Origin of the sequence: Methanospirillum lacunae, assembly GCF_003173355.1 — an archaeon.
GTDB lineage: Archaea > Halobacteriota > Methanomicrobia > Methanomicrobiales > Methanospirillaceae > Methanospirillum > Methanospirillum lacunae.
In genome coordinates this window covers 62,383-81,646 of record NZ_QGMY01000001.1, presented here as the reverse complement: position 1 = coordinate 81,646, position 19,264 = coordinate 62,383, and the positions used below count along the sequence as shown (strand labels likewise).

Sequence of the window (19,264 nt, the reverse complement as noted above, 5' to 3'; positions counted from 1 at the left end):
CCTGTGTGAATTAAATGAATGTAGGGGGATGGATAATTATTCCCTTCCCTTCTTAAACGAACCGGGAATCAACCAGGTATTAACTGAATGTCTGCTCTTTGCATCCTGGAGATGTTCGAAACACTGCCACCTTGAAGACCTTTTCTTCCTCAACAATTCAAACACCAGGGAGGAGTTTGGTAATTATCTTTGGGTAAAGATATCCTTGGGGTTTATCCATCGGAAAAACTAAAGAAAATCACCTTTCAGGAAGTTCCATATTCGCTGATATCCAAAAAATGAACAGATACAAAGATTCAGAAATGTTATGGCAGTGTTTGGTTCCTTGTTATATCTTTTTCACACCCCTTACCCTGTCATTCCACATTTCTCAAGACTGATAAATATTGAATTAGGTCTTATTAGAGGGTCATTATATGGATTAATAGTAGGAGGTTCTTCTAATGATTAAAGATCGGTATGAATTACACCCTTTAAGAATCCGAACACCAGGATGCTAAGTACATCATTGTTATTAATGTCACAATCCTTTGATATTTTACATAAAAATTGTAACACTAACGAGGAGATCCATTAAATGCATAAAGATATATTCAACCTTGGGATGAGAGCACTGAGTTCCAAGATTACTAATATAAATTCAAAAAAAGAGAAAAAAATTAAAAAATTACTCTTAAATAATTACTCCACCAGCATATCCACTACCAAGGGTTTTGGATATAAGTGAGGAAGCTCCAACTTTTGGTTTTATTTCAAGAGTAAAACTCGATCCCGGACCCGGGCGGTTGGCTGCAGCGAGTGAAATAGTAATTTTTGCTCTGTCTCCTGCCTGAAGAAGCCCAACATTGTCGGCGTCAGTTCCGGTTACTACTGTTACTGCTCCACCATCAATTGTCCAGAGATAGTCAACGTCACTCAGTTTTTGTGGTTGTCCACCTTCTGGAATGGCAAGATAAATAGTAAGCACAGAAATATCACTAGAATCACCGTATAACTGCCCATCTAAGACAATGTTCGATGTGGACTGCTTAATTCCTGAATACGTTACTTCCTGTGATTTCTGGGTTGCAAAAAACCCTGCTCCTAACATTACGTAGGAAAACACTGCGGCCACGACAACAAATGCAATTAATACAATTGCTGCTTCAAGGCCTGAAAAAGCTAAATCTTTCCTCATTTTACACCTGTTCGGTCCCCCCGAACAAACTATTGTTAGCTAAAAATGATAATAACCGTTTCGGTTTTTTATATTTATGTGTTTAAATAAATAGATCATAATTTGCTATGAATTATCAAAAATAATCATTTGGTTTCGCAAAAAACCGAATATCATTTGAATATGATATATATGTCCTTATTTTTATATTCCGAAATATATATGCCATGCAATAGCTTTTTATTCACTTTAGCGCGTAATCCAAACCAAGACTGAAGATGAAGATCTTAAGTTAAAGTTAACCAAATTAAGTTAGTAACAATCTATCTAATTTATTCACTTTTATTCACAGGTTAAAGACAAAAAAATTTAGTTTTTCGGAAATTCCTAATCTTGTTATATATACTAAACAAAATAAAACTTACACAAAGAATCAAAAAAAGTTTAAGGTGCATAATTTCCTCGGTAAAAATCCCTTGATAAAATCCTGTATCCTCGTTATTCTTCTAACAAAGACTAATAACCGTTTGAATTCGTTGATCTGCCTGGTCTTCCGTTCCATCAGTCAGAATATTCATGAGGGTACCGTCTTTCACCATTGCAAATACAATATATAGTCTGTTGATCTTATTCCTGGGGATAGTGTCCTGAATATTCATGGTATTATTGTACCCATAATCAAAAATATAGAAGTATGAACCAATAATGGGATCCTTATCAGCAGTTACATGTGTCAGAGGAAGAAGAACCACTAGCAATACGATAATATGGATACGAGGAGTCATTATTCACGTTGTTATCCCGAGTAAATTATAATCTGAATGTATAATCATTGGTAAATTCCCTTATATTCTCGGAAAACGGTTTTACCCAATATAAGAATCCAATTTTTTTGGTAATGTATGAACGTTGTATTTTTTAATATAATCAAAACATTCTGGATCTATCCAGAATGTTTGTTTCATCCAATGAAGTGCTTTAGGAAAGAATGTTTAGAAATAATCTTTGTTTCACTTCGATGATTACAAAAAATATGCTTTACATAATAATACTGTAAGAATTTTTTTCCATTATTCCTGATGAACATGCGATTTATGGTTTATCCAGAAAACCAAGACAATTAATGAGCCATTGATTACTCTGACTGAAGATCGTCAATACCTTCTTCATAGGTAAAAATATCATTAATATCCACATCAAAAACTCGTGCCATTCGATATCCAATGAGTAAAGAGGGATAATATTTCCCTTTTTCTATAGAGATTATTGTATTGCGGGTAACACCGACTAACTGTGCAAGAGTCTCCTGGGTCATATCATACTCAGCCCGGAGGACTTTTATTCTGTTTTTCATATTGAATGTGACTAGTATTTTCGACGGTAGTATAAATAAAAAGAACCATAGACTAAAAGAAGAAATATTAAAAGAAATCCTCCGATTCTAGCCATCAGATCATAATCATAATGCGGTCGCAATCCTTCCTGCCAGAATGTTGCATAAGATCCAGCTTCCTGGTATGTCATAGCTTCGATATTCTTGATTAAAAATGATCTCAAAGATGAATGTGAGATATCCAACGGGTTCAGATATTGAATGGTCACTGACATTGATCGGGTACTATCATCATTGGTAACAATGTGTCCATTGATTTTTGGGGTATATGCTGAACTTACTGAGAGAGAAAACAGGATGGAAATAATAATAATGCCTGTAACAAATAGAACCTCAAGGGTCCTCATCGCAGCATCTCCCTGAATACGCTGGTTTAGTTCATCATCCAGGATTGGAGTCACTATCTTACGACCTGTATAACACACAATTACTGCCAGAGGAATAATAATTAACGGAATCCAGATAAGGCCTGATATAATTGACCATCCTACCATCATCGTTACCAGAATTGCAGTTCCAATAATCCACACCAAATAATGAATGTATTTCATACTGATCGTTGTGTCAGGGTAAACCTGGATGTTCCTGAAAAAACTACCCCTGGAATTTTATTTGAATTAGAAAAAGGACATATGAATGAAGCGGTAACCTCGTATAAGTTCGGAGAAAGATCTGAACTGTTGGCAACCCATAACCAATGGTGGACTTGTTCATTATCAGGAGAAACCCGGATTGATCCCATAAGACCTAAAAAGGATTTAAAGGTAGTTTTCGAATTAGAATCATCTGTTCTTTCTGCAAAAGCTGGTGTAATTTTAAGACTGATAATACTGCCCGGCTGTAAATTTGTAACTCCTGAAACCACGATCTGATCTCCAGTATGAATATTTTTCACTGGATCAAGACTGATGTATAGAGATGAAATGGAATCCGGGGTATTTGGGAGAGTATCTGATGATGTTTCATTATATGATAAAGAAATGTCACCTGTTCTGTCAGGAAGAGTTGTGGAAAAAAGGGTGGATAATACTATTATTGCACCAATTAAAACCAGAATAACGGTTGCTCCGATCGCAACAGATTTGTATACTCTTTTTACTGACATTCCTGGTGTTCTGTAAGGGATCCGGAAATTTCAGACAATGAATTCCTTAAGTTACATGAAATTCCTTTTGTCTATTTTCATCTATGAATACATAAAAGTAGTTAATATAGTATTTTAGGATTCATATCTGGTATATCAATTCATTATTCCAGGATAAATTGAGTGTTACCTTGAATATCTCCTTTTTTCCATTCACCTGTCAAAAGATTACCTATGTCTATGGAGCAGGTAACATTATACATACCTGGTTTAAATGAGATAGTATCTATGGCATGTGATACCCTGTTTAATGTGTCATCACCTTTTACAACCATGGAATTAGATGAAAGGTATGTATATTCGTTAGAATACTGAGGGGATACCTGAGTCTGATCGGGACCAATTTCCCAAAGAACATTAGTACCAACAGGCAGATTGGTTGAACCGCGAATAAGGAATTTATCTCCTGTTTTCTTTGGATCGATCGTATTCAGGGAGATATATCCATCGGTGATGTTTTGGTTTGGTTTATTTGTGGTGTTGTCAATAAGGACTTGTCCTTTCATGAAAATTGTTTGCGTTGCTGATGCATTACCAAATATAATACCTTGTGGTGTATAATTTAGAATTTGGGTTATATTTATTTGGTAATTACCATATCCAAAACTAGAGGTATCCATTGCTGCAGACCAGAAATTATATCCATTCTGTCCGGCAAAAACCATTGTATTTATTCCTGAACCTGTACAAAAATTTGAGCAATTATTATCAGGATTGAGACTGACTAAAAGGTGAGAATCCTTTGGCAACGTAGTATTTCCTGATAAATCAAGAAGATCTCCGATATTAATTGACTGAACAGCGTTAATGGTAATACTCGGATTATCTGCCTGTTCCGCACTCACAGATATGATAAATAGTGACATTATCAGTATTACCTGTCCCAGGATAATTCCAGTTTGTAGTTTCATGTAGGGCACCTATACTATGTTCTCATAGGCACTGTATGTATAAAAAATTTGGCATAATGCACAATTCTGTGTGCATGAGCATGTCTCACAGAAAAAAGGTCATTCTATTATTTTTTATACTCGATACATGAAGGATAGCCCAAATGGGAAAAAGATTCCTGGTTAGTCTTGATTGTATCTCAATGAGATCGTTATTATTAGACCATCGAACAGAAAAATTCCATACAACGTCTACTAATTATACTATAATCTAATAACAGATCATTTCATACAACCGGATGAATTGGTGTTCGTTTAAAACCTAATGCTCGGCATAGTAATACTGTTCGCATATGTTTGGTTCAAACGAAACCGGCAACCTCTTAAGATATATTCCAATTCAGTTTGTGGTTATTGTAAGATAGATCTGGCATTACTATAGGTCCTTTTTAAGAAAACACATCTTTCGGTTCTGAAACGGGTCAAGGAATTTATGCCTGTCTGTCTCATTATTACCCCTCATATGGCAACATGGAATGAACTATTTTCTGATGAGAGGTTCATTGAATCCTTACCCCAACCCGAAGTCTACAAATTCGTTAGAAAACTCGAAGGAATTTTTCCGGATAGACCCCTCATTCTATGGGACCTGTGCTGTGGTGCTGGAAGACATACCGTTCTACTCTCACAAATGCATCATTTGGTTTACGGAAGTGATATTGCACAAAACGGGATCAACCATACTCAAAAATGGCTTGACGGGAATGGCCTAAAGGCAGAGTTGAAAGTCGCTGATATGACTGTAAATCCGTATTATGGTATACACTTTCATGGGGTCCTCTGTTGGGATGCCTTACATCACAATACCAGGGAAAAAATAACAAAATCTGTTGCTCATGTTTACGATAATCTGGTACGTGGAGGTTTGTTCATGGTGACACTGCTCTCCATCAAAGGTGGAGCTTACGGCCAGGGATGCGAGATAGAACAGAATACATTCGTAAAAAACGACGGGTTTGAAGCAGGAGTTCCTCACCATTATTTTGATGAAAGGGATCTCCGGGATTTATTTAAAGCATGGAAATTCGTAATTCTGGCCGAACAGGTTTACTCGTACCTGGAGACAGAACCTGATTTTCACCTTACAAATCCGTTTCCGTATACGAAATGGAACGTGATTGTGCAAAAATGAATAATAGTGTTGATGATGTAAAATAATTAAAACCGTGATATGTTCAGATCATATCACATCGCGGATTCAATTCCATAGATGTCGCCTGTTCCGGGCATACCGAAACACAAAGACCACATCCTAGGCATAACGTGGGATCATACGTAAAATGACTATCCTGCATGGTCCGGGCTCTGAAAATACAACGTTCGACACAGATACCACATGATATACAACGATCTGTGTCGGTTTCTGCGATATAATCTGAACCTATTACTAGATCCGAACGATGGTACTGTAGCAGGAGCTGAAGATCGTGGCAACAACAGGGACAGCAACAGCATATTGCATTAATCCTTTTTCCTGGTAGATAATAGGTCATGAGAACGAGACCATGGACATTAGCCTGCCTTATAACCATCCTCGCCTCTTCCAGGGTAATTCGTAGGGCTTTTTTCTTTTCAAGCGCCCGGACTGCTGCATCATCGATGAGAAGACAGGTCTCCCTTGGTCGGTTACACCTGTCATACTGTACCCTGCAGTGACATTCGGCCAGAGCAAATTCCTGGGAGTCCTTGAAAACTTGTATTACCTGTTCCAAGGCAAGGATTCGCTGACTACCAAAAAAAGCCTCATTAACAGAGATAACCCGTGATGAGACGGAAAAATCCCTGTCATTTCGCCATTGTTCGTACTTTTTTACATATGATTGCAGAAATTCATCCATGGGCAATTATCAGCATCAGTATTCAATGTCCCTAACTTCCTGAATTCATATTGTCTGTTCGTGAAAGGTTTTTTTACTTCTACACTGTCAGTCAGGTCTCAAACTTAGTGCCATCCCCTGATTTTCAATTCCTTTCATCACATTTCAGTAATTTCAGACCGGTCCCAACCAGAGATTATGAGGAGTAATCTGTACAGTGATTACGCCTGCCTGGATATTTTAGAATGGAGATCCTATATTTACGGTATAATTACTGCAATGATTATTGAATGATAGTGGAGACTTATTTTTCTATCAATTCTTTACCGATATTCCATGCGGCACCTGCTGGTGTACCGGTAACCTCAATATACTGAGTACCTGTAATCATAAGAGGTTTAATCATATTCAGGTCGATGTTCCCGTCAATCATACATTCCTTTTTAATGTAAACCTCCTCAACCTCACCAATAAAGATCTCTGCATTCTCCTGAGTAGGCATGTAGACTGTCTGGATTACTTTACAGAGGATATTTACCGGGCATTCCTCGATCATCGGGGCATTTCCTGCAGAACTGAAAAACGGCGTAAACGCATCTGATTTATCTGTGTCGTAACCGGAAACAAGCCCAACGTAATCTGTTTTCCTGGCCTGGTCGGCAGAGGGAAGATTCACACTGAACCATCCAGATTCACGAATACCGACATTTGTATAATGTTGCTTCACGGATTTGATGTAAACGGTCGGGGGTGCCGGGGAAATAAGCCCATAACAGCCAAGTGTATTATAATTCGGTTTTCCATTTACCATACTGCCAACAACAATAATTGGAAATGCTCCTGCTGGCATTTTTCCTATCATTACTTTTTCCATGATTGTTTCCTCTTTCTCACAACGTTTTATTCTTGTACCACATGGAGATCCTGTACTTTTTTTCATTAGTTCTGATTTTGATTTCATAATTTTGTGGAGATTCTGTGATTTTTTAGTTTGTTCATCAAAATCACAAACCAGATCGTATAAACTTCAGGATTTAGAACGATCCCTTCGTAAATACGCGGTACAGAGATCCACTGGTAATCTTCTGCCTCATTAGGATCCGGATGAATACATCCATCATATCCTCCAATTAAGACATGATCGAATTCGTGTTCGATCATTTGATTATCCAGGTGGGCTACATAGAGAAAATTGAATAGCGGTTTCAATATGCATTCAAATCCCATCTCCTCATTCAACCTCCTGTGAGCCGAGGATAATAAATCCTCACCAGCCCTCGGATGACCACAGCATGCATTTGTCCATAATCCTCCTGAATGGTATTTCGATGACGCCCTTTTCTGAAGAAGCATCTCCCCTTGTGAATTGTAGATAATGATGGAAAATGCACGGTGAATTTTTCCTTCACGATGGATTTGCATCTTTTCCGCATACCCGATTTCTGTATCGTGTCTATCCACGAGAATAAGCATCTCTGTCATTAACTACCCTGGATTATCCTCCACGAATGTTCTGTTCTATTCTGACCAGTTATAATTTAATACAAAATGCTCTGGAACTATCCAGAGCATTTGCTCAATACTATGAAGTGATTTTAGATAACACGTTTAGAATTAATCTTTGTTTCACTTCCATTACATCAAATTATTATGTTTTGCATAACAGCATGTGCTCCATTTGGAATAATCTTCAGGGAACCAGAACCTACAGTTCTCCCTGGGTTCATTTGAAGGGGAACCTAGGTACCTTCCAGAGTCCTTGCTTATTGTTGATCTTTCGGGTACTTATTGAAAATACGAACTTCTATTACACTTAGGTACTTGGAGGTAACTGATGATATTATAGAAAATTAATAGAAAAATAAGAAATTACCATATTTGTGTAATTTCCTCAATGGAAATGAATTGATTAAAAAGACAATTGAATTAAGTAAAAATTGTATTATATTAATGTTTGCCATTCAATTTTTAAGACACTTCGGTTTTCACATGATAGAAGGAATTTAAAAAATTAAACGACTGATATCCTGGTCAGAGGTCTTTTTGGGATTTGATATATCTGATATCGTGGATTTCCGATAAGCAGAACATGATGTGGTGTGTGACCCTGGGGAAGCGGGATTAAACCCAGAACATCAGGCGAACCAGATAAAGCCATTTGCAATAGACCGGCCCAGCAGGTTCCAAGATCATAAACCTGGGCGATAAGATCCAGGTAACTGAGTGCAATGATGGCATCATATCCGGCACTGTGAATTGTCGTATCAGCATGGGCAATGATAAGGGCCGGAGCATGATAACAGACAGGATCTTCTCCAGACTCCCATACCGCAATAATTTTTGATATCACCGGTAGGAGTGGAGCGAATTCATCTGGTGTATTGACTTCCTGTAGAGACCTTAACCAATCGATCGTGGCTGATGACAACTTCTGGATCACAGCGGGGTCTTTCACGATCATCCACTCAACCGGATGCAGATTAAACCCGCTCGGTGCATATCTGATAATATCCAGGAGATTGATCAAGAGATCATGTGAGACAGGTTTATCCTGGAAATGTCGGATAGTTCTTCGGGATACAATCAAAGATTTTACTGTTTCAGGCGAAACCTTCCGGTCAATAGAGGAACCTTGGAACGGCTCGACTTCAGGGGTTTCAATTTTAATGGCTCCCTGTGGGCAAAAAGATTCACAATGTCCACATGTAGTACAGAACACCTTGTAATCTGATGCAACTGTTGGGATTTTGGTTATTGGATCTTGGATGAGAATTGAAGAGAGACATACATTGCTACATATACCACAACGGTTACATCGATCACTATCAATAGAAAAATTAACCTGCATGATTTCACCAATTCTGGATCACATTAAAATGGTCTGATAGGATGAAAAACATACCAGTACCCTCAATCCTATATAGTACTTTATTCAATACTAATTGCGAAATGGCAATAAAATCAAAAATAATTGATGATAACAACGTTGATTATCCAATACATACCTATCTCTCTATCATCGGGGGAAAATGGAAACCAGAGATCCTTTGGCATCTGCGCAAAAGTTCTCTTCGATTTCTTGAACTACAGAGGAGTATACCCCGTATTACCCAGTCAGTACTTACACAGAATTTGAGAGAGTTGGAAGCAGATGGATTGCTCACCAGAACTGCGTACCCTGAAATTCCCCCAAGGGTAGAGTATGAGTTAACCGATCTTGGAAAGACTGTTTTTCCTGTCCTTGATGCTATTAGTGCATGGGGACGGGGATATATGAAAATAAAAGAATAAAGCGATTTTCATGATGAAAACCCTCGGTTCTGAAAATCTATATTGGATGTAGATACAGAATCTCTGTCATGAGTCGCTTAATGGACGACTTTTGCTTATTCAAATATTCATCGATATAATCTGGACACAACTCATGGTCAAATGTATCAGTTTTAATGCTTCATTCACTTGGTGGAATATGGATTCCATCATATTTTATTAATAATTAATTAAATTTATATTTTTACATATACAATCTACTTGTGTAAATAGAATCCATATTTACATTATTGGTTGTAATCTTTTACATTTTGATTGAATTCAATTTGAAATTAAGTTGAATGTGTGAAGGACTATAATATCGAAAAAAGAGGTTTTAGAAATAAGAATTATTTCAAGCAACCTGAAGTGTTTGGCTTATGAAAGAAATAATAGTTCGTAGTAATCCCTACTATTTACTTGGAATTGTCATTTGTTTGTTTGCGGTGAGTATTTGCTCGGCAGAAAGCAGCAGTACCTCAATTCCCGGTAATGTGTCGTCAATAGGATGTCTCTTTAATCCATCATACGAAAAAGTTGTCATCCTTGGTGATGAGAATAAAATTACCATGACTGCTGACGTTGATAAGACCGCATGGCCATGGTCCAATGTTATTTATAAACATCTCAATGATGTTCTGATTATCATTTCCAATGCAAATAATCCGAATATAGAAGAATTGTTGAAAAACAAACCAGATCTGATCTTTTTCTGGAACAATTCTGCTGTTGTTCAGAAGATGACAGAAGCCGGAATTGCTGTTGTCTCTCTTCCCTCATCAAGTAAGTTCACCGATGACAAGACGCAACTGCAAATCTACGCAAAGGCACTTGGACCCGATGCGAAACTCAAAGCAGATGAATATGCTAAATATTTCGATGAAAAACTTGCAATGGTGAAGAGCAGAACTTCAGATATTGGAGAAGATAACAGACCATCGGTTTATTTTGCAATTCAAAAACCTCTTGAAACAGCAGGGATCAACTCAGACATCTCTGAAGAAATCCGGCTTGCCGGTGGAAAGAGTGTCACTGAAAACCTTTCAGCAGGGTTTGGATCAGATATTTCCATGGAACAGTTATCACAATGGAATCCTGATTACATTATTATTGATCACTGCAGGGCAAGTTCAACTTCAAAACCACCAGATGAAACGTTATCAAATATGATGAGTGATCCTGCGTTTTCAGAATTAACTGCAGTTAAAAAACAACAGGTTTTTATCAGTCCTACCGGCGTGATGTTTTGGGATGGAGGCCAACAACAGATATTACAATTGATCTGGCTCGCAAAGCTGCTTCATCCTGATAAATTTGAAGATATTAGTATGGAAACTGAATTAAAGGAGTTTTATAGTAAATTCTTTGGTTATGATTTAACAGATAACGAAACTGACCGGATTCTAAAATCCCTTCCGCCAACTTCGTAAAGATTATAGAGTAAAAAAGGAGAGACTCTCCTTTTACCTCCGAGAGCCGGATGAAACTACAATGGTGTTGATGATCTTCATTGAATCATCAACCCTCTAATTACTCATAATATTATATTTCATAAATTGAATTCTTAACAGATTGGAAAAACCGTACTATTATTTTCCGAAAAAATCCGAGACCTCCTCTAAATATTCTCGTATAGGAAGTCCCTGGGGACATTTATCCTCACACTCTCCACACTTGGCACAACATGAGGCATACCCGGGTATTCCCCCTGAAAAAGTACCATTTAGAGCCCAGAGGTATACGCCGGCTGCTTTTTCTTGTGCATCGAAGGCATATGCCTGATTATAATACTCGAAGCACTGGGGCATATCGACTCCTTTCTGACATGGCATGCAATAGCGGCAGCCAGTACATGGGATCTTCATCCGGGAGGCAAACGTATCACACAGTTTTTCAACAACAGCAAGTTCTCCGGGAGAGAGAGAACCCGGCAGGCCCTGTTCTGCACTGGCAAGGTTTTCCCTGACTTGTTCCATGTCTGACATACTTGAAAGTACAACCGTGACTTCCGGGTGATTCCAGACCCATTGGAGTCCCCATTCAGACGGGGTTCGGCTGACTAGGGCGTCACGGATATACTGGTGGATTATGGGAACGTCCCCAGAAAGGAGGCCACCCCGGAGCGGTTCCATGACGAGGATACCAAGACCCTGTTCAGATGCTACTTCAGACCCTGAGTGCCAGCCTGATTCTCCTCGTCCATGTAATTATACTGGATTTGGGCAAATGTCCACTCATAAGCATCGACTATCTCCTTATAGACCGGGAACAGGTCATGGAAAGAAAATGCAGGATATCGGATTCTCCCGTCTGCTCTGACACTGTCAAGCAATTCAAGAACGCCCAACTGGGAAAGTTTTTCCCATGTTTCGCCACTGAGCCCGTGGAGGAGATAGAAATCGATATGATCAGTAGCAAGCCGGGAAAGCTGTTCGTCCAGGAACCGGTCCATCTCCTCCCGTTTGGTGGCCAGAAAAACCCTGTCGACAACAAGTTCACTCTCACCGTTGTGGTAAGGGTAGGCTGTATCGATATAATTTACTCCGCCATCAATGGCGGTACGGATCATATCAGTTGCCATCTACTCATCGACTTTTCCTCCGGCCTGCTGATCCCCTTCGGTGGGTAATCTCATGCACCCGAAACCGAGGATCGAGATATCGTGCCTGCACCGTGGGAACTTCCTGTACAGCATCATTTCACCTTTCTCTATCTTGCGAGGACCTTGAGGAGGTAAATAGGGATCATGGACAAAAATGTCAGCAAGAGCGATTAACCGCCTTCATTGATCTGGTCTGCCAGTTCCTCGTTTGCCCAGTCTTTTAGTGACATGAGGTGCGGGATGATGGTCTGTCCTCGTGATGTGGCATCCCGGGAAACTCAGTACGAGAAACTAGGCGATCTTCTTCAAGAGCCCTGAGTTGACGGGTTAGCATTTTCTGGGAAATATTTGGCAGTTTTTCCTGAATTTCCCGAAACGGAGTGGTGCGTCTTTAATTTTCCCAGAGGATGAGTGGTTTCCATTTCCCACCGATTATGTCCATTTCCGCCTCAACTGAACAGACATACATCCGCTTTTTTATCATATCCTGGTATTCCTCCCTTTGATAGGTTAATAGTTACGTTTCTTCCAATCGGGATTTTTCAGGTTTTCGGGAGCCAGGAGGAAATGGCTGTGATCCGATACTTAAAAAAAGTTCAATGATTAACTAATTCTGACAATGAGTAAGGGCAATGCTATCGCGCTCATCAGCCGGGTACGGGAAAAAGCGAACCGGTTGATTGTCCATGAACTTGAAGAACACGGGATCACCGGTATAGTTCCCTCGCATGGCGATATTTTGCATTTTCTCTATCTAGAAAAATGCTGTACCATGAAGGATCTTGCTACAAAGATTCACAGATCCAAACCCAATGTAACGGTCCTTGTCAATAAACTGGTTGAGTTAGGATATGTGAAAAAAGAGAAAAGCACGGACGACAATCGGGTTACATATATTTCACTTACAGAAAAAGGAGAAAGCCTCAAGCCGGTATTTATTTATGTCTCCAAAAAACTCCAGAAAGCAGTTTATGGCGGTCTTTCTGATGAGGAATCTGAATTACTAGAGAGATTACTTCAGAAGGTTTACGATGAATTTCCGAAATTGGAGTGAACTCTCATGATCTACTTTGGTCATCGTCGGGACCTTATTCCGAATAATTAAATAATTAAATGTCTAACTATTTTACAATCAGGTAATTCCGGAAAATTCCCCAAAAGCCTGAATTATAATTATTATTGAGGTAACAATGAAGATCATTGGAATAGCATCCAGCCCCCGAAAGGGTGCAAACAGCCAGACACTGGTCGAACATATCCTCTCCGGTGCGGAAAAGGCCGGTGCAAAGACTGAGCTTGTACGGCTCTGCGATCTTAACATCGAGCCCTGCATTGGCTGTAACGATTGCAAGAAGAGTAATGGCTGTGTCCAGAAAGATGATTTTGCAGGACTCGTCAGCAAACTTGAAACTGCTGATGCCGTTGTTTTTGGTTCACCGGTGTACTGGGGACGTCTGAATGCCCAGGCATATCCAGTCATTGACCGGTTATATTCTCTCCTTAAATCAGACTTCTCCACAGATTTTCCAAAAGGGAAGAAATTCGTAGTGGCCCTGACGTGTGGTGGGATGGGTGCAGAGGCTGTCAACCCGGTTAATGAATATGCGAAACATATATTCTCATTCCTGGGATTTGCTGATGCCGGCTTTGTCTGGCAGAACCATTGCTTCGCACCTGATGATATCACGAAGTTCACTGAAACTATTCAGAAAGCTGAGTCGCTTGGTAAATCCCTGGCACAATAATCTTTCTTTTTGATTTGAGAGCCTGCCATAAGGAAGATAACTCTGAATGGGTCCAGCTGGAGGTCTGTTCTCTTTGTATTCTGCCCTGCAGGTCCTACCTGTGATCGGTATTCCCATAATCAGCCTCTCTTCGGGTCATCTCCCCGCATAACACTGGCCCGGATGATAAACCCCGGTGTATATCCACGTTTTTCTGTAACCTCTGTGGTTAATTTTTCTATGTTTTAAACAAATTGCATATTTTTTATAAAAATAGAGTTCTTCTTCAGTTCAGCTTCATACCATGGGTATGTTTTATTCAACATCTTCAGTACATGTAGTAAGTCGCATGTAATTTTGATATTTGGGAGATAGAGGCTGTGTGATATTACATGATGACCCTGATCATGCTAAATTCTTACAACCGCAGAGAAAAATCCTGGATATCTTCCAGCCTGGATCACCGGAAGATCCAACAAGCACAAGTGACATGATCAGTACCGGTATCAAACCGAGGAGCATTCCTCTCATCCTGATATTCATTTTTTCATCTCTGATACAATTCTTCCTGTCGTGTGGGATGTATTTCCATTACATCTCCAGGTTTTCGTTATCTCTAGAATAAACCCGGGTTCCTCTGATCCATGTTTCTGCAACTACCGGTGGAGATACAGGATCTAATGGTCCATCCAGAATAACAAAATCAGCAACCATCCCTTCAGCAAGCATTCCCCGCTCATGCTCCTGGTTTCCAACGTATGCACTACCGGCAGTATAAATCCAGAGCCATTCTTCAAATGGCATAATCTGGTCAGAAGAGACAACATTTCCCTTCCTGTCACTCATGGTTGCACCCATACTGATGCAGGCTATAACATCCCTTCCATCCATGAATCCTCCGGGATAATCACTACTGCCCCCAAGAGGTACTCCATTTTCCATCAGATCACGATATGCAAACCAGGTTCCCTGGGTTATTGGAAACTGGTTCAATTTTCCTGCCCGGGAGAGGAATTGTGGCTGAATCGAAACACAACAATTCATGGAAGCGAGACGGGAAATCTGCTCCTTATATAATAGATTGAGATGTTCAAACCTGGGACGCAGGATAAATCCGGGTTGGCTCTCTTTTTTCGCACATTCGAATGTATCAAGGACTGCATCTACTGTTCGGTTCCCTACACAGTGAACACATACCTGGAACCCGTGTCGTACAGCTTCAAGAAGAGTTGTCTGGAAATCATTCCGGTATTCTCCGCTTGAGATGGTATGGTCACCCATCTGAAATGAAAAGGCGGTTGTCTTCTGGGTTGCTCCGTCACCGAATACTTTCACAGGTCCTACCCGGAGTTGTTCATCTCCACAGCCAAATGGCTGGCCATCAAGGCGATCCCCGATACTGTTATCAAGCAGGGCTTTTCCGTGTGGCATCATCAGAACTGATACTGGAAGTCTCTGTTCTGCATGCAGGAGACGATATGCAGCTTCTGTATCAGGTGTCACTCCAGGATCATGTATTGCGGTAATCCCGAAGCGGTGAAGATCCCGGGCTGCACGTTCAATCAGGTCTGCATATCTCCGGGTAGAGATGGATAATGCCTGGGCGAGAACCGGGACACATGCTGCTTCAAGAAGTACTCCTGATACTTCACCATCTTCTCGTTTTTCAATTATCCCTGAATCAGGATCCTGAGATTCCTGATTGATTCCTACCTTGTTGCATGCTTTAGTATTTGCAAGCAGGGTATGAAACGAGGTATGAATCAGGATCGCAGGCTTTGAAGCGATTGCATCATCGAGTTCTTCTCTGGAAATATCGTATCCGCCATAATGGAGATCAAACCAGGGAAATCCCACTATCCATTCAGTTTGTGGGTGAGCATCAGCATACATCTTCATTTTTGAAAGGACTTCTTCCTTTGAAGAGCATCCATGAAGATCGACCCACTCTGGAAGGAATGCTCCAAATGAGAGGTGAATATGAGAATCGATGAATCCGGGAATGAGGGTTTTCCCTTTCAGATCGATGGTTGTTACATTCTCGTATGATTGAATAATCTCCCGTTGACCAGCAGCCAGAATTTTCCCATTTTGAAAAATGATAGCCTGAACTTCAGGTTCTGATCTGTTCATTGTCAGGATTCTGCCACCAGAAAAAGCCATACATGGGGTTTTTGATAAAAATTCTTGTGTCTTCATATGGAATCATATCCCTTAGCACGTTCTGTTCCTCATTACGGGAGAGGAATCAGTTGGGTACAGAATCTTGTTACTCGTACTAATAATAGTTACCTATTGGTAACTGAAGTGAATGATCGCAACATCTATTATCTTACCAACGAAACGCTTTGACTGGAATGGCTAAGATTATCACTCAATATCGGGATGAAGCAAAAAAAAGAATAATTCAGGCTGGTTTAGAGGTATTACTCGAAAAAGGATATTGTAATACCACCATGGAAGAGATTGCACGACGGCTTGAGGTCACGAAACCGGCGCTATATCGTTATTTTACAAGTAAAGATGAACTCATTATTGAAAGTGCGAAAGACGGGCAGACACAATATCGTAATAAAATTGCCGAGAACGGAGAGAATCACTGTCCGGTTAACTCCTGGATTGAACTGTTTGATCTTGTATTTGACCAGGATTTGGGATATCAATCGCTCTATCTTGACATCGTTTCCATGTCATTTCGAAGAAAAGATCTTCAGGTCTTCTCATGTGCCAGGATGAAAGAAGAGATTGAACATATTACCCGAAGGTATACTGCTCTTCGGGATGAGGGAGTAGTTCGTCCCGATATTGATCCCCATCATCTTGCACTTACCCTGATTGCCCTGTTCAACGGAATGAGACTTGAATCTCTCCTCGGTGTTGATAGGAAAGAACTCAGGGATACCTGGCTTAAAAATGTATACGAATTACTGTTTACAAAAGAACAGAAAGAAAAGATGAATTGTACAGAGTGCAGATGGAAAGAAGACTGTGAAAGGATTATACATACGATATCTCATGAATAGGTTACGCCATCAGAAGTAAACAAAGTCTGGAATAACTTTATGGAGATGTAATCCATCAAAGTGGGTGGAACCATAATTGGTACCAATGGTTCCAAGAAAAATCCTCTATGAAATGGATACGGTCTTCTTTTAGGAGATATTCTGTTTTATTCAGCAATTCAGTCTTCAGGCTAAGTTCAATACATTACAATCTATGTTTATGATGAGGATTTGTTCACATGTAATTATTTTTTTTTAGATATGAATTTATCGAGTTTTTACCCCCCGGAGATACTAATCTATTCGAAAACTCGAAGGATTTTTCCTGAACAGCTGCTTCATCTGTATGATCTGAACTGTCGCACAGGAAAATATACCGCTTTATTGTATCAGATTAACATTTTCTCCAGCGATTACTTGGAATGGTGATTTCAAATCGAACCCCAGACATGGGAATCCCGGTTTCAATAATTGAACAGTCATGCACCATTAAAATCTCCTTTGCAAGATATAATCCAAGGCCGGTATTTTTTCCAAATCCTGTTTTAAATATTTTTACTTTATCTTCATTTCTGATTCCAACCCCATTATCTTCATAATAAATAATCAGGTCATTCTCACGACGGCAATAAATCATAATCTCAGTCAACATCTGGCCGTGTCTCAAAGAATTTTCAATAAGAACATAGAATACTTTGGCAAATAATGGTTCAACAAGAATTTCGATATCAGCAGGAATGAAAGTAATCAGATTAATATTGTCATTATTAAAGAATCTAATTTGATCCTGAATTAATAATGCCAGATTCATCCAAGAAGGCTGAACTGCACCAATATCCTGATATTCCTGTGTAAATTTAATTAATCCCTGTATTTCCAGAGATGCATTATAAGACATGTGGACTGCATGAGCATATGATTCAACTGTCTTATCCTTCATTGCAATCTCCATATACCCTCGTTGAACAGAAATCATATTGAGAATATCATGCCTGGTAATACCTGTCATCAGTTGAAGTGACCGATTTGCATTAATCAGATCCTGTGTAAGGTTTTCAAGATGCAATGTCTGGGCATTTATTTTTTCGTTTGCCTCATACTGCTGAGTAATGTCCTTGATTATCAGGCACGAACCAATAGAACATTCTTCAATATCATTAATAGTAGAGATAGACCACAAAAGCCAAAATTTATTATTATTTTCTCCGGAAATAGAAAGTGTGCCTGATTCTCTCTTATCTACACTGTATCTGGCGTACCATTCCGGAAATATATCCTGGATGCTTGATCCAATTGCAGGCTTTGCTCTCTGAAGATATTTCCATGCAGATGGATTAGCATCAATAATTCTATTATCGTTATCAATTATCAGAACCCCTTCAGCCATACATTCGAGAACATGATCTCGTGCAATTGGAACTATATCTAAAAAAGAATATCTTATTATTCCAATCGCCATAAAGATTCCAGTTAATGAAAAGAGCAGGGGAGTAGGATCTATGCCCTCTAATTCAGAAAAGAATACTGCATATCCAAAACATCCAACAATTGGAATCAGTGAGGATAGTAGAATAATTCTGCTTTGCACTGTAAAAAAGTGAGAAGAACGAAAGGCAGTAAAAACGAGTACCACAATCCCTACCAGTAACAGACCGATGCTGTAGAGCCATTCGATCCAGTACCATGGACCATGCGTATAAATAACATATATCCCTGCAAATCCAGATTCGGTTAATGTAATTGATGACCACAAAAGGTGATGGAATCCATTTGTTGCAGCCATAAAAAATGAAATACACGGTATCACAAAAAGTAGATATCGAGATTTGATATTGAGATGCGAGTCAGTTTGAGTAAATTTTAAAACAAAAAGGAGATAGAGAACCGGAGAAAACTGACTTCCTAAATAACAGATTGTTGTAAAAAATAACTTGAGATATAGGGGCTGGACAAGTGTTTCCATCGCAGTAGTAGCGGACCACCAACTAACAGCTACAAGAAGGAGGACGAATTCACGACTAACCCGGCAGGTCCGATATTTCCATATAAAAACCGAAATAAGACTTGTCACTACAGCTGAAAAAACCAGCGATATTGTATAAACACTGATAGTCATTACTCACCAATATGTTAAAAAAACCTAGCAATTCATATTGTTATTATGTCA

General features: G+C 39.4%; 22 protein-coding genes. 6 read left to right on the top strand and 16 right to left on the bottom strand.

Features of this window, described 5'->3' with window-relative positions; genetic code table 11:
• Positions 1-673: 673 nt before the first annotated feature.
• The 6 genes from DK846_RS00385 to DK846_RS00360 form a co-directional block, all read right to left on the bottom strand.
• Complete coding sequence (locus tag DK846_RS00385) at positions 674-1,177, bottom strand: archaellin/type IV pilin N-terminal domain-containing protein (protein WP_109966941.1); 504 nt, start codon at positions 1,175-1,177, stop codon at positions 674-676.
• Positions 1,178-1,662: 485 nt separating this feature from the next.
• Positions 1,663-1,941: a hypothetical protein gene (locus tag DK846_RS00380; protein ID WP_109966940.1), complete on the bottom strand. Its 279-nt coding sequence runs from the start codon at positions 1,939-1,941 to the stop codon at positions 1,663-1,665.
• A gap of 350 nt (positions 1,942-2,291) precedes the next feature.
• The gene (locus DK846_RS00375; RefSeq protein ID WP_109966939.1) at positions 2,292-2,510 is read right to left on the bottom strand and encodes a helix-turn-helix transcriptional regulator; all 219 of its coding nucleotides are present in this window, start codon (positions 2,508-2,510) and stop codon (positions 2,292-2,294) included.
• Between the two features lie 11 nt (positions 2,511-2,521).
• Positions 2,522-3,100, bottom strand: a complete 579-nt coding sequence (locus DK846_RS00370) for a DUF2178 domain-containing protein (protein ID WP_109966938.1) — start codon at positions 3,098-3,100, stop codon at positions 2,522-2,524.
• Positions 3,097-3,654 carry a hypothetical protein gene (locus DK846_RS00365; protein ID WP_109966937.1) on the bottom strand — a complete coding sequence of 186 codons (558 nt, stop codon included), beginning with the start codon at positions 3,652-3,654 and terminating at the stop codon, positions 3,097-3,099. The genes DK846_RS00370 and DK846_RS00365 overlap by 4 nt, the downstream gene beginning before the upstream one ends.
• Before the next feature lie 143 nt (positions 3,655-3,797).
• On the bottom strand, positions 3,798-4,604 hold the full coding sequence (locus DK846_RS00360; RefSeq protein ID WP_109966936.1) for a hypothetical protein: 807 nt from the start codon (positions 4,602-4,604) through the stop codon (positions 3,798-3,800).
• A gap of 472 nt (positions 4,605-5,076) precedes the next feature.
• Here DK846_RS00360 and DK846_RS00355 point away from each other — a divergent pair, with 472 nt between their 5' ends.
• Positions 5,077-5,775: a class I SAM-dependent methyltransferase gene (locus DK846_RS00355; RefSeq protein WP_109966935.1), complete on the top strand. Its 699-nt coding sequence runs from the start codon at positions 5,077-5,079 to the stop codon at positions 5,773-5,775.
• A gap of 43 nt (positions 5,776-5,818) precedes the next feature.
• Here DK846_RS00355 and DK846_RS00350 read toward each other — a convergent pair whose 3' ends face one another.
• The 4 genes from DK846_RS00350 to DK846_RS00335 all read right to left on the bottom strand — a co-directional run bounded on the left by DK846_RS00350 (position 5,819) and on the right by DK846_RS00335 (position 9,308).
• Entirely contained in the window at positions 5,819-6,481 is a 663-nt protein-coding gene (locus tag DK846_RS00350; protein WP_109966934.1) for a 4Fe-4S binding protein, read from the bottom strand.
• 283 nt (positions 6,482-6,764) lie between these two features.
• Positions 6,765-7,400, bottom strand: coding sequence for a flavin reductase family protein (locus DK846_RS00345; protein WP_219970590.1), 636 nt, complete (start codon positions 7,398-7,400; stop codon positions 6,765-6,767).
• 17 nt (positions 7,401-7,417) lie between these two features.
• Positions 7,418-7,942, bottom strand: coding sequence for an isopentenyl-diphosphate Delta-isomerase (idi, locus tag DK846_RS00340; RefSeq protein ID WP_109966933.1), 525 nt, complete (start codon positions 7,940-7,942; stop codon positions 7,418-7,420).
• Positions 7,943-8,471: 529 nt separating this feature from the next.
• On the bottom strand, positions 8,472-9,308 hold the full coding sequence (locus DK846_RS00335) for a nitroreductase family protein (protein ID WP_109966932.1): 837 nt from the start codon (positions 9,306-9,308) through the stop codon (positions 8,472-8,474).
• Between the two features lie 101 nt (positions 9,309-9,409).
• Between DK846_RS00335 and DK846_RS00330 the strand changes: the two genes are divergently transcribed.
• Positions 9,410-9,751 carry a winged helix-turn-helix transcriptional regulator gene (locus DK846_RS00330; RefSeq protein ID WP_109966931.1) on the top strand — a complete coding sequence of 114 codons (342 nt, stop codon included), beginning with the start codon at positions 9,410-9,412 and terminating at the stop codon, positions 9,749-9,751.
• 398 nt (positions 9,752-10,149) lie between these two features.
• A complete protein-coding gene (locus DK846_RS00325) occupies positions 10,150-11,199 on the top strand; it encodes an ABC transporter substrate-binding protein (RefSeq protein ID WP_109966930.1) in 1,050 nt (349 codons plus the stop codon).
• A 159-nt stretch (positions 11,200-11,358) separates the two neighbouring features.
• Here DK846_RS00325 and DK846_RS17930 read toward each other — a convergent pair whose 3' ends face one another.
• From DK846_RS17930 to DK846_RS18235, 3 genes are all read right to left on the bottom strand, one after another.
• Positions 11,359-11,901, bottom strand: a complete 543-nt coding sequence (locus DK846_RS17930) for a 4Fe-4S dicluster domain-containing protein (protein WP_245926414.1) — start codon at positions 11,899-11,901, stop codon at positions 11,359-11,361.
• A 29-nt stretch (positions 11,902-11,930) separates the two neighbouring features.
• Positions 11,931-12,350 carry an aldo/keto reductase gene (locus tag DK846_RS17925; RefSeq protein ID WP_245926413.1) on the bottom strand — a complete coding sequence of 140 codons (420 nt, stop codon included), beginning with the start codon at positions 12,348-12,350 and terminating at the stop codon, positions 11,931-11,933.
• A gap of 241 nt (positions 12,351-12,591) precedes the next feature.
• Positions 12,592-12,705: a hypothetical protein gene (locus DK846_RS18235; protein ID WP_394339590.1), complete on the bottom strand. Its 114-nt coding sequence runs from the start codon at positions 12,703-12,705 to the stop codon at positions 12,592-12,594.
• 285 nt (positions 12,706-12,990) lie between these two features.
• Between DK846_RS18235 and DK846_RS00310 the strand changes: the two genes are divergently transcribed.
• Both DK846_RS00310 and DK846_RS00305 read left to right on the top strand, forming a co-directional pair.
• On the top strand, positions 12,991-13,425 hold the full coding sequence (locus DK846_RS00310; RefSeq protein WP_109966929.1) for a MarR family winged helix-turn-helix transcriptional regulator: 435 nt from the start codon (positions 12,991-12,993) through the stop codon (positions 13,423-13,425).
• A gap of 136 nt (positions 13,426-13,561) precedes the next feature.
• Positions 13,562-14,116 (top strand): flavodoxin family protein, encoded by a 555-nt coding sequence (locus tag DK846_RS00305; protein ID WP_109966928.1) that lies wholly within the window; start codon positions 13,562-13,564, stop codon positions 14,114-14,116.
• A 384-nt stretch (positions 14,117-14,500) separates the two neighbouring features.
• Here the strand turns inward: DK846_RS00305 and DK846_RS17490 are convergent, their stop codons facing one another.
• Positions 14,501-14,638, bottom strand: a complete 138-nt coding sequence (locus tag DK846_RS17490; protein ID WP_181391550.1) for a hypothetical protein — start codon at positions 14,636-14,638, stop codon at positions 14,501-14,503.
• Positions 14,639-14,686: 48 nt separating this feature from the next.
• Positions 14,687-16,294 (bottom strand): amidohydrolase, encoded by a 1,608-nt coding sequence (locus tag DK846_RS00300; protein ID WP_109966927.1) that lies wholly within the window; start codon positions 16,292-16,294, stop codon positions 14,687-14,689.
• 158 nt (positions 16,295-16,452) lie between these two features.
• Here DK846_RS00300 and DK846_RS00295 point away from each other — a divergent pair, with 158 nt between their 5' ends.
• Complete coding sequence (locus DK846_RS00295) at positions 16,453-17,118, top strand: TetR/AcrR family transcriptional regulator (RefSeq protein ID WP_109966926.1); 666 nt, start codon at positions 16,453-16,455, stop codon at positions 17,116-17,118.
• A 373-nt stretch (positions 17,119-17,491) separates the two neighbouring features.
• Here DK846_RS00295 and DK846_RS00290 read toward each other — a convergent pair whose 3' ends face one another.
• Entirely contained in the window at positions 17,492-19,213 is a 1,722-nt protein-coding gene (locus DK846_RS00290) for a histidine kinase N-terminal 7TM domain-containing protein (protein WP_109966925.1), read from the bottom strand.
• Between the last annotated feature and the right edge of the window lie 51 nt (positions 19,214-19,264).

Coding starts and splice junctions, on each gene's coding strand:
- DK846_RS00365 (WP_109966937.1), bottom strand. CDS start 3,654: ATGTCAGTAAAAAGAGTATACAAATCTGTTGCGATCGGAGCAACCGTT.
- DK846_RS17930 (WP_245926414.1), bottom strand. CDS start 11,901: ATGGAACCGCTCCGGGGTGGCCTCCTTTCTGGGGACGTTCCCATAATC.
- idi (WP_109966933.1), bottom strand. CDS start 7,942: ATGACAGAGATGCTTATTCTCGTGGATAGACACGATACAGAAATCGGG.
- DK846_RS00375 (WP_109966939.1), bottom strand. CDS start 2,510: ATGAAAAACAGAATAAAAGTCCTCCGGGCTGAGTATGATATGACCCAG.
- DK846_RS00380 (WP_109966940.1), bottom strand. CDS start 1,941: ATGACTCCTCGTATCCATATTATCGTATTGCTAGTGGTTCTTCTTCCT.
- DK846_RS18235 (WP_394339590.1), bottom strand. CDS start 12,705: ATGCTAACCCGTCAACTCAGGGCTCTTGAAGAAGATCGCCTAGTTTCT.
- DK846_RS00360 (WP_109966936.1), bottom strand. CDS start 4,604: ATGAAACTACAAACTGGAATTATCCTGGGACAGGTAATACTGATAATG.
- DK846_RS00295 (WP_109966926.1), top strand. CDS start 16,453: ATGGCTAAGATTATCACTCAATATCGGGATGAAGCAAAAAAAAGAATA.
- DK846_RS00345 (WP_219970590.1), bottom strand. CDS start 7,400: ATGAAAAAAAGTACAGGATCTCCATGTGGTACAAGAATAAAACGTTGT.
- DK846_RS00370 (WP_109966938.1), bottom strand. CDS start 3,100: ATGAAATACATTCATTATTTGGTGTGGATTATTGGAACTGCAATTCTG.
- DK846_RS00385 (WP_109966941.1), bottom strand. CDS start 1,177: ATGAGGAAAGATTTAGCTTTTTCAGGCCTTGAAGCAGCAATTGTATTA.
- DK846_RS00310 (WP_109966929.1), top strand. CDS start 12,991: ATGAGTAAGGGCAATGCTATCGCGCTCATCAGCCGGGTACGGGAAAAA.
- DK846_RS00330 (WP_109966931.1), top strand. CDS start 9,410: ATGGCAATAAAATCAAAAATAATTGATGATAACAACGTTGATTATCCA.
- DK846_RS00335 (WP_109966932.1), bottom strand. CDS start 9,308: ATGCAGGTTAATTTTTCTATTGATAGTGATCGATGTAACCGTTGTGGT.
- DK846_RS17925 (WP_245926413.1), bottom strand. CDS start 12,350: ATGGCAACTGATATGATCCGTACCGCCATTGATGGCGGAGTAAATTAT.
- DK846_RS00290 (WP_109966925.1), bottom strand. CDS start 19,213: ATGACTATCAGTGTTTATACAATATCGCTGGTTTTTTCAGCTGTAGTG.
- DK846_RS17490 (WP_181391550.1), bottom strand. CDS start 14,638: ATGAATATCAGGATGAGAGGAATGCTCCTCGGTTTGATACCGGTACTG.
- DK846_RS00305 (WP_109966928.1), top strand. CDS start 13,562: ATGAAGATCATTGGAATAGCATCCAGCCCCCGAAAGGGTGCAAACAGC.
- DK846_RS00300 (WP_109966927.1), bottom strand. CDS start 16,294: ATGAAGACACAAGAATTTTTATCAAAAACCCCATGTATGGCTTTTTCT.
- DK846_RS00325 (WP_109966930.1), top strand. CDS start 10,150: ATGAAAGAAATAATAGTTCGTAGTAATCCCTACTATTTACTTGGAATT.
- DK846_RS00355 (WP_109966935.1), top strand. CDS start 5,077: ATGCCTGTCTGTCTCATTATTACCCCTCATATGGCAACATGGAATGAA.
- DK846_RS00350 (WP_109966934.1), bottom strand. CDS start 6,481: ATGGATGAATTTCTGCAATCATATGTAAAAAAGTACGAACAATGGCGA.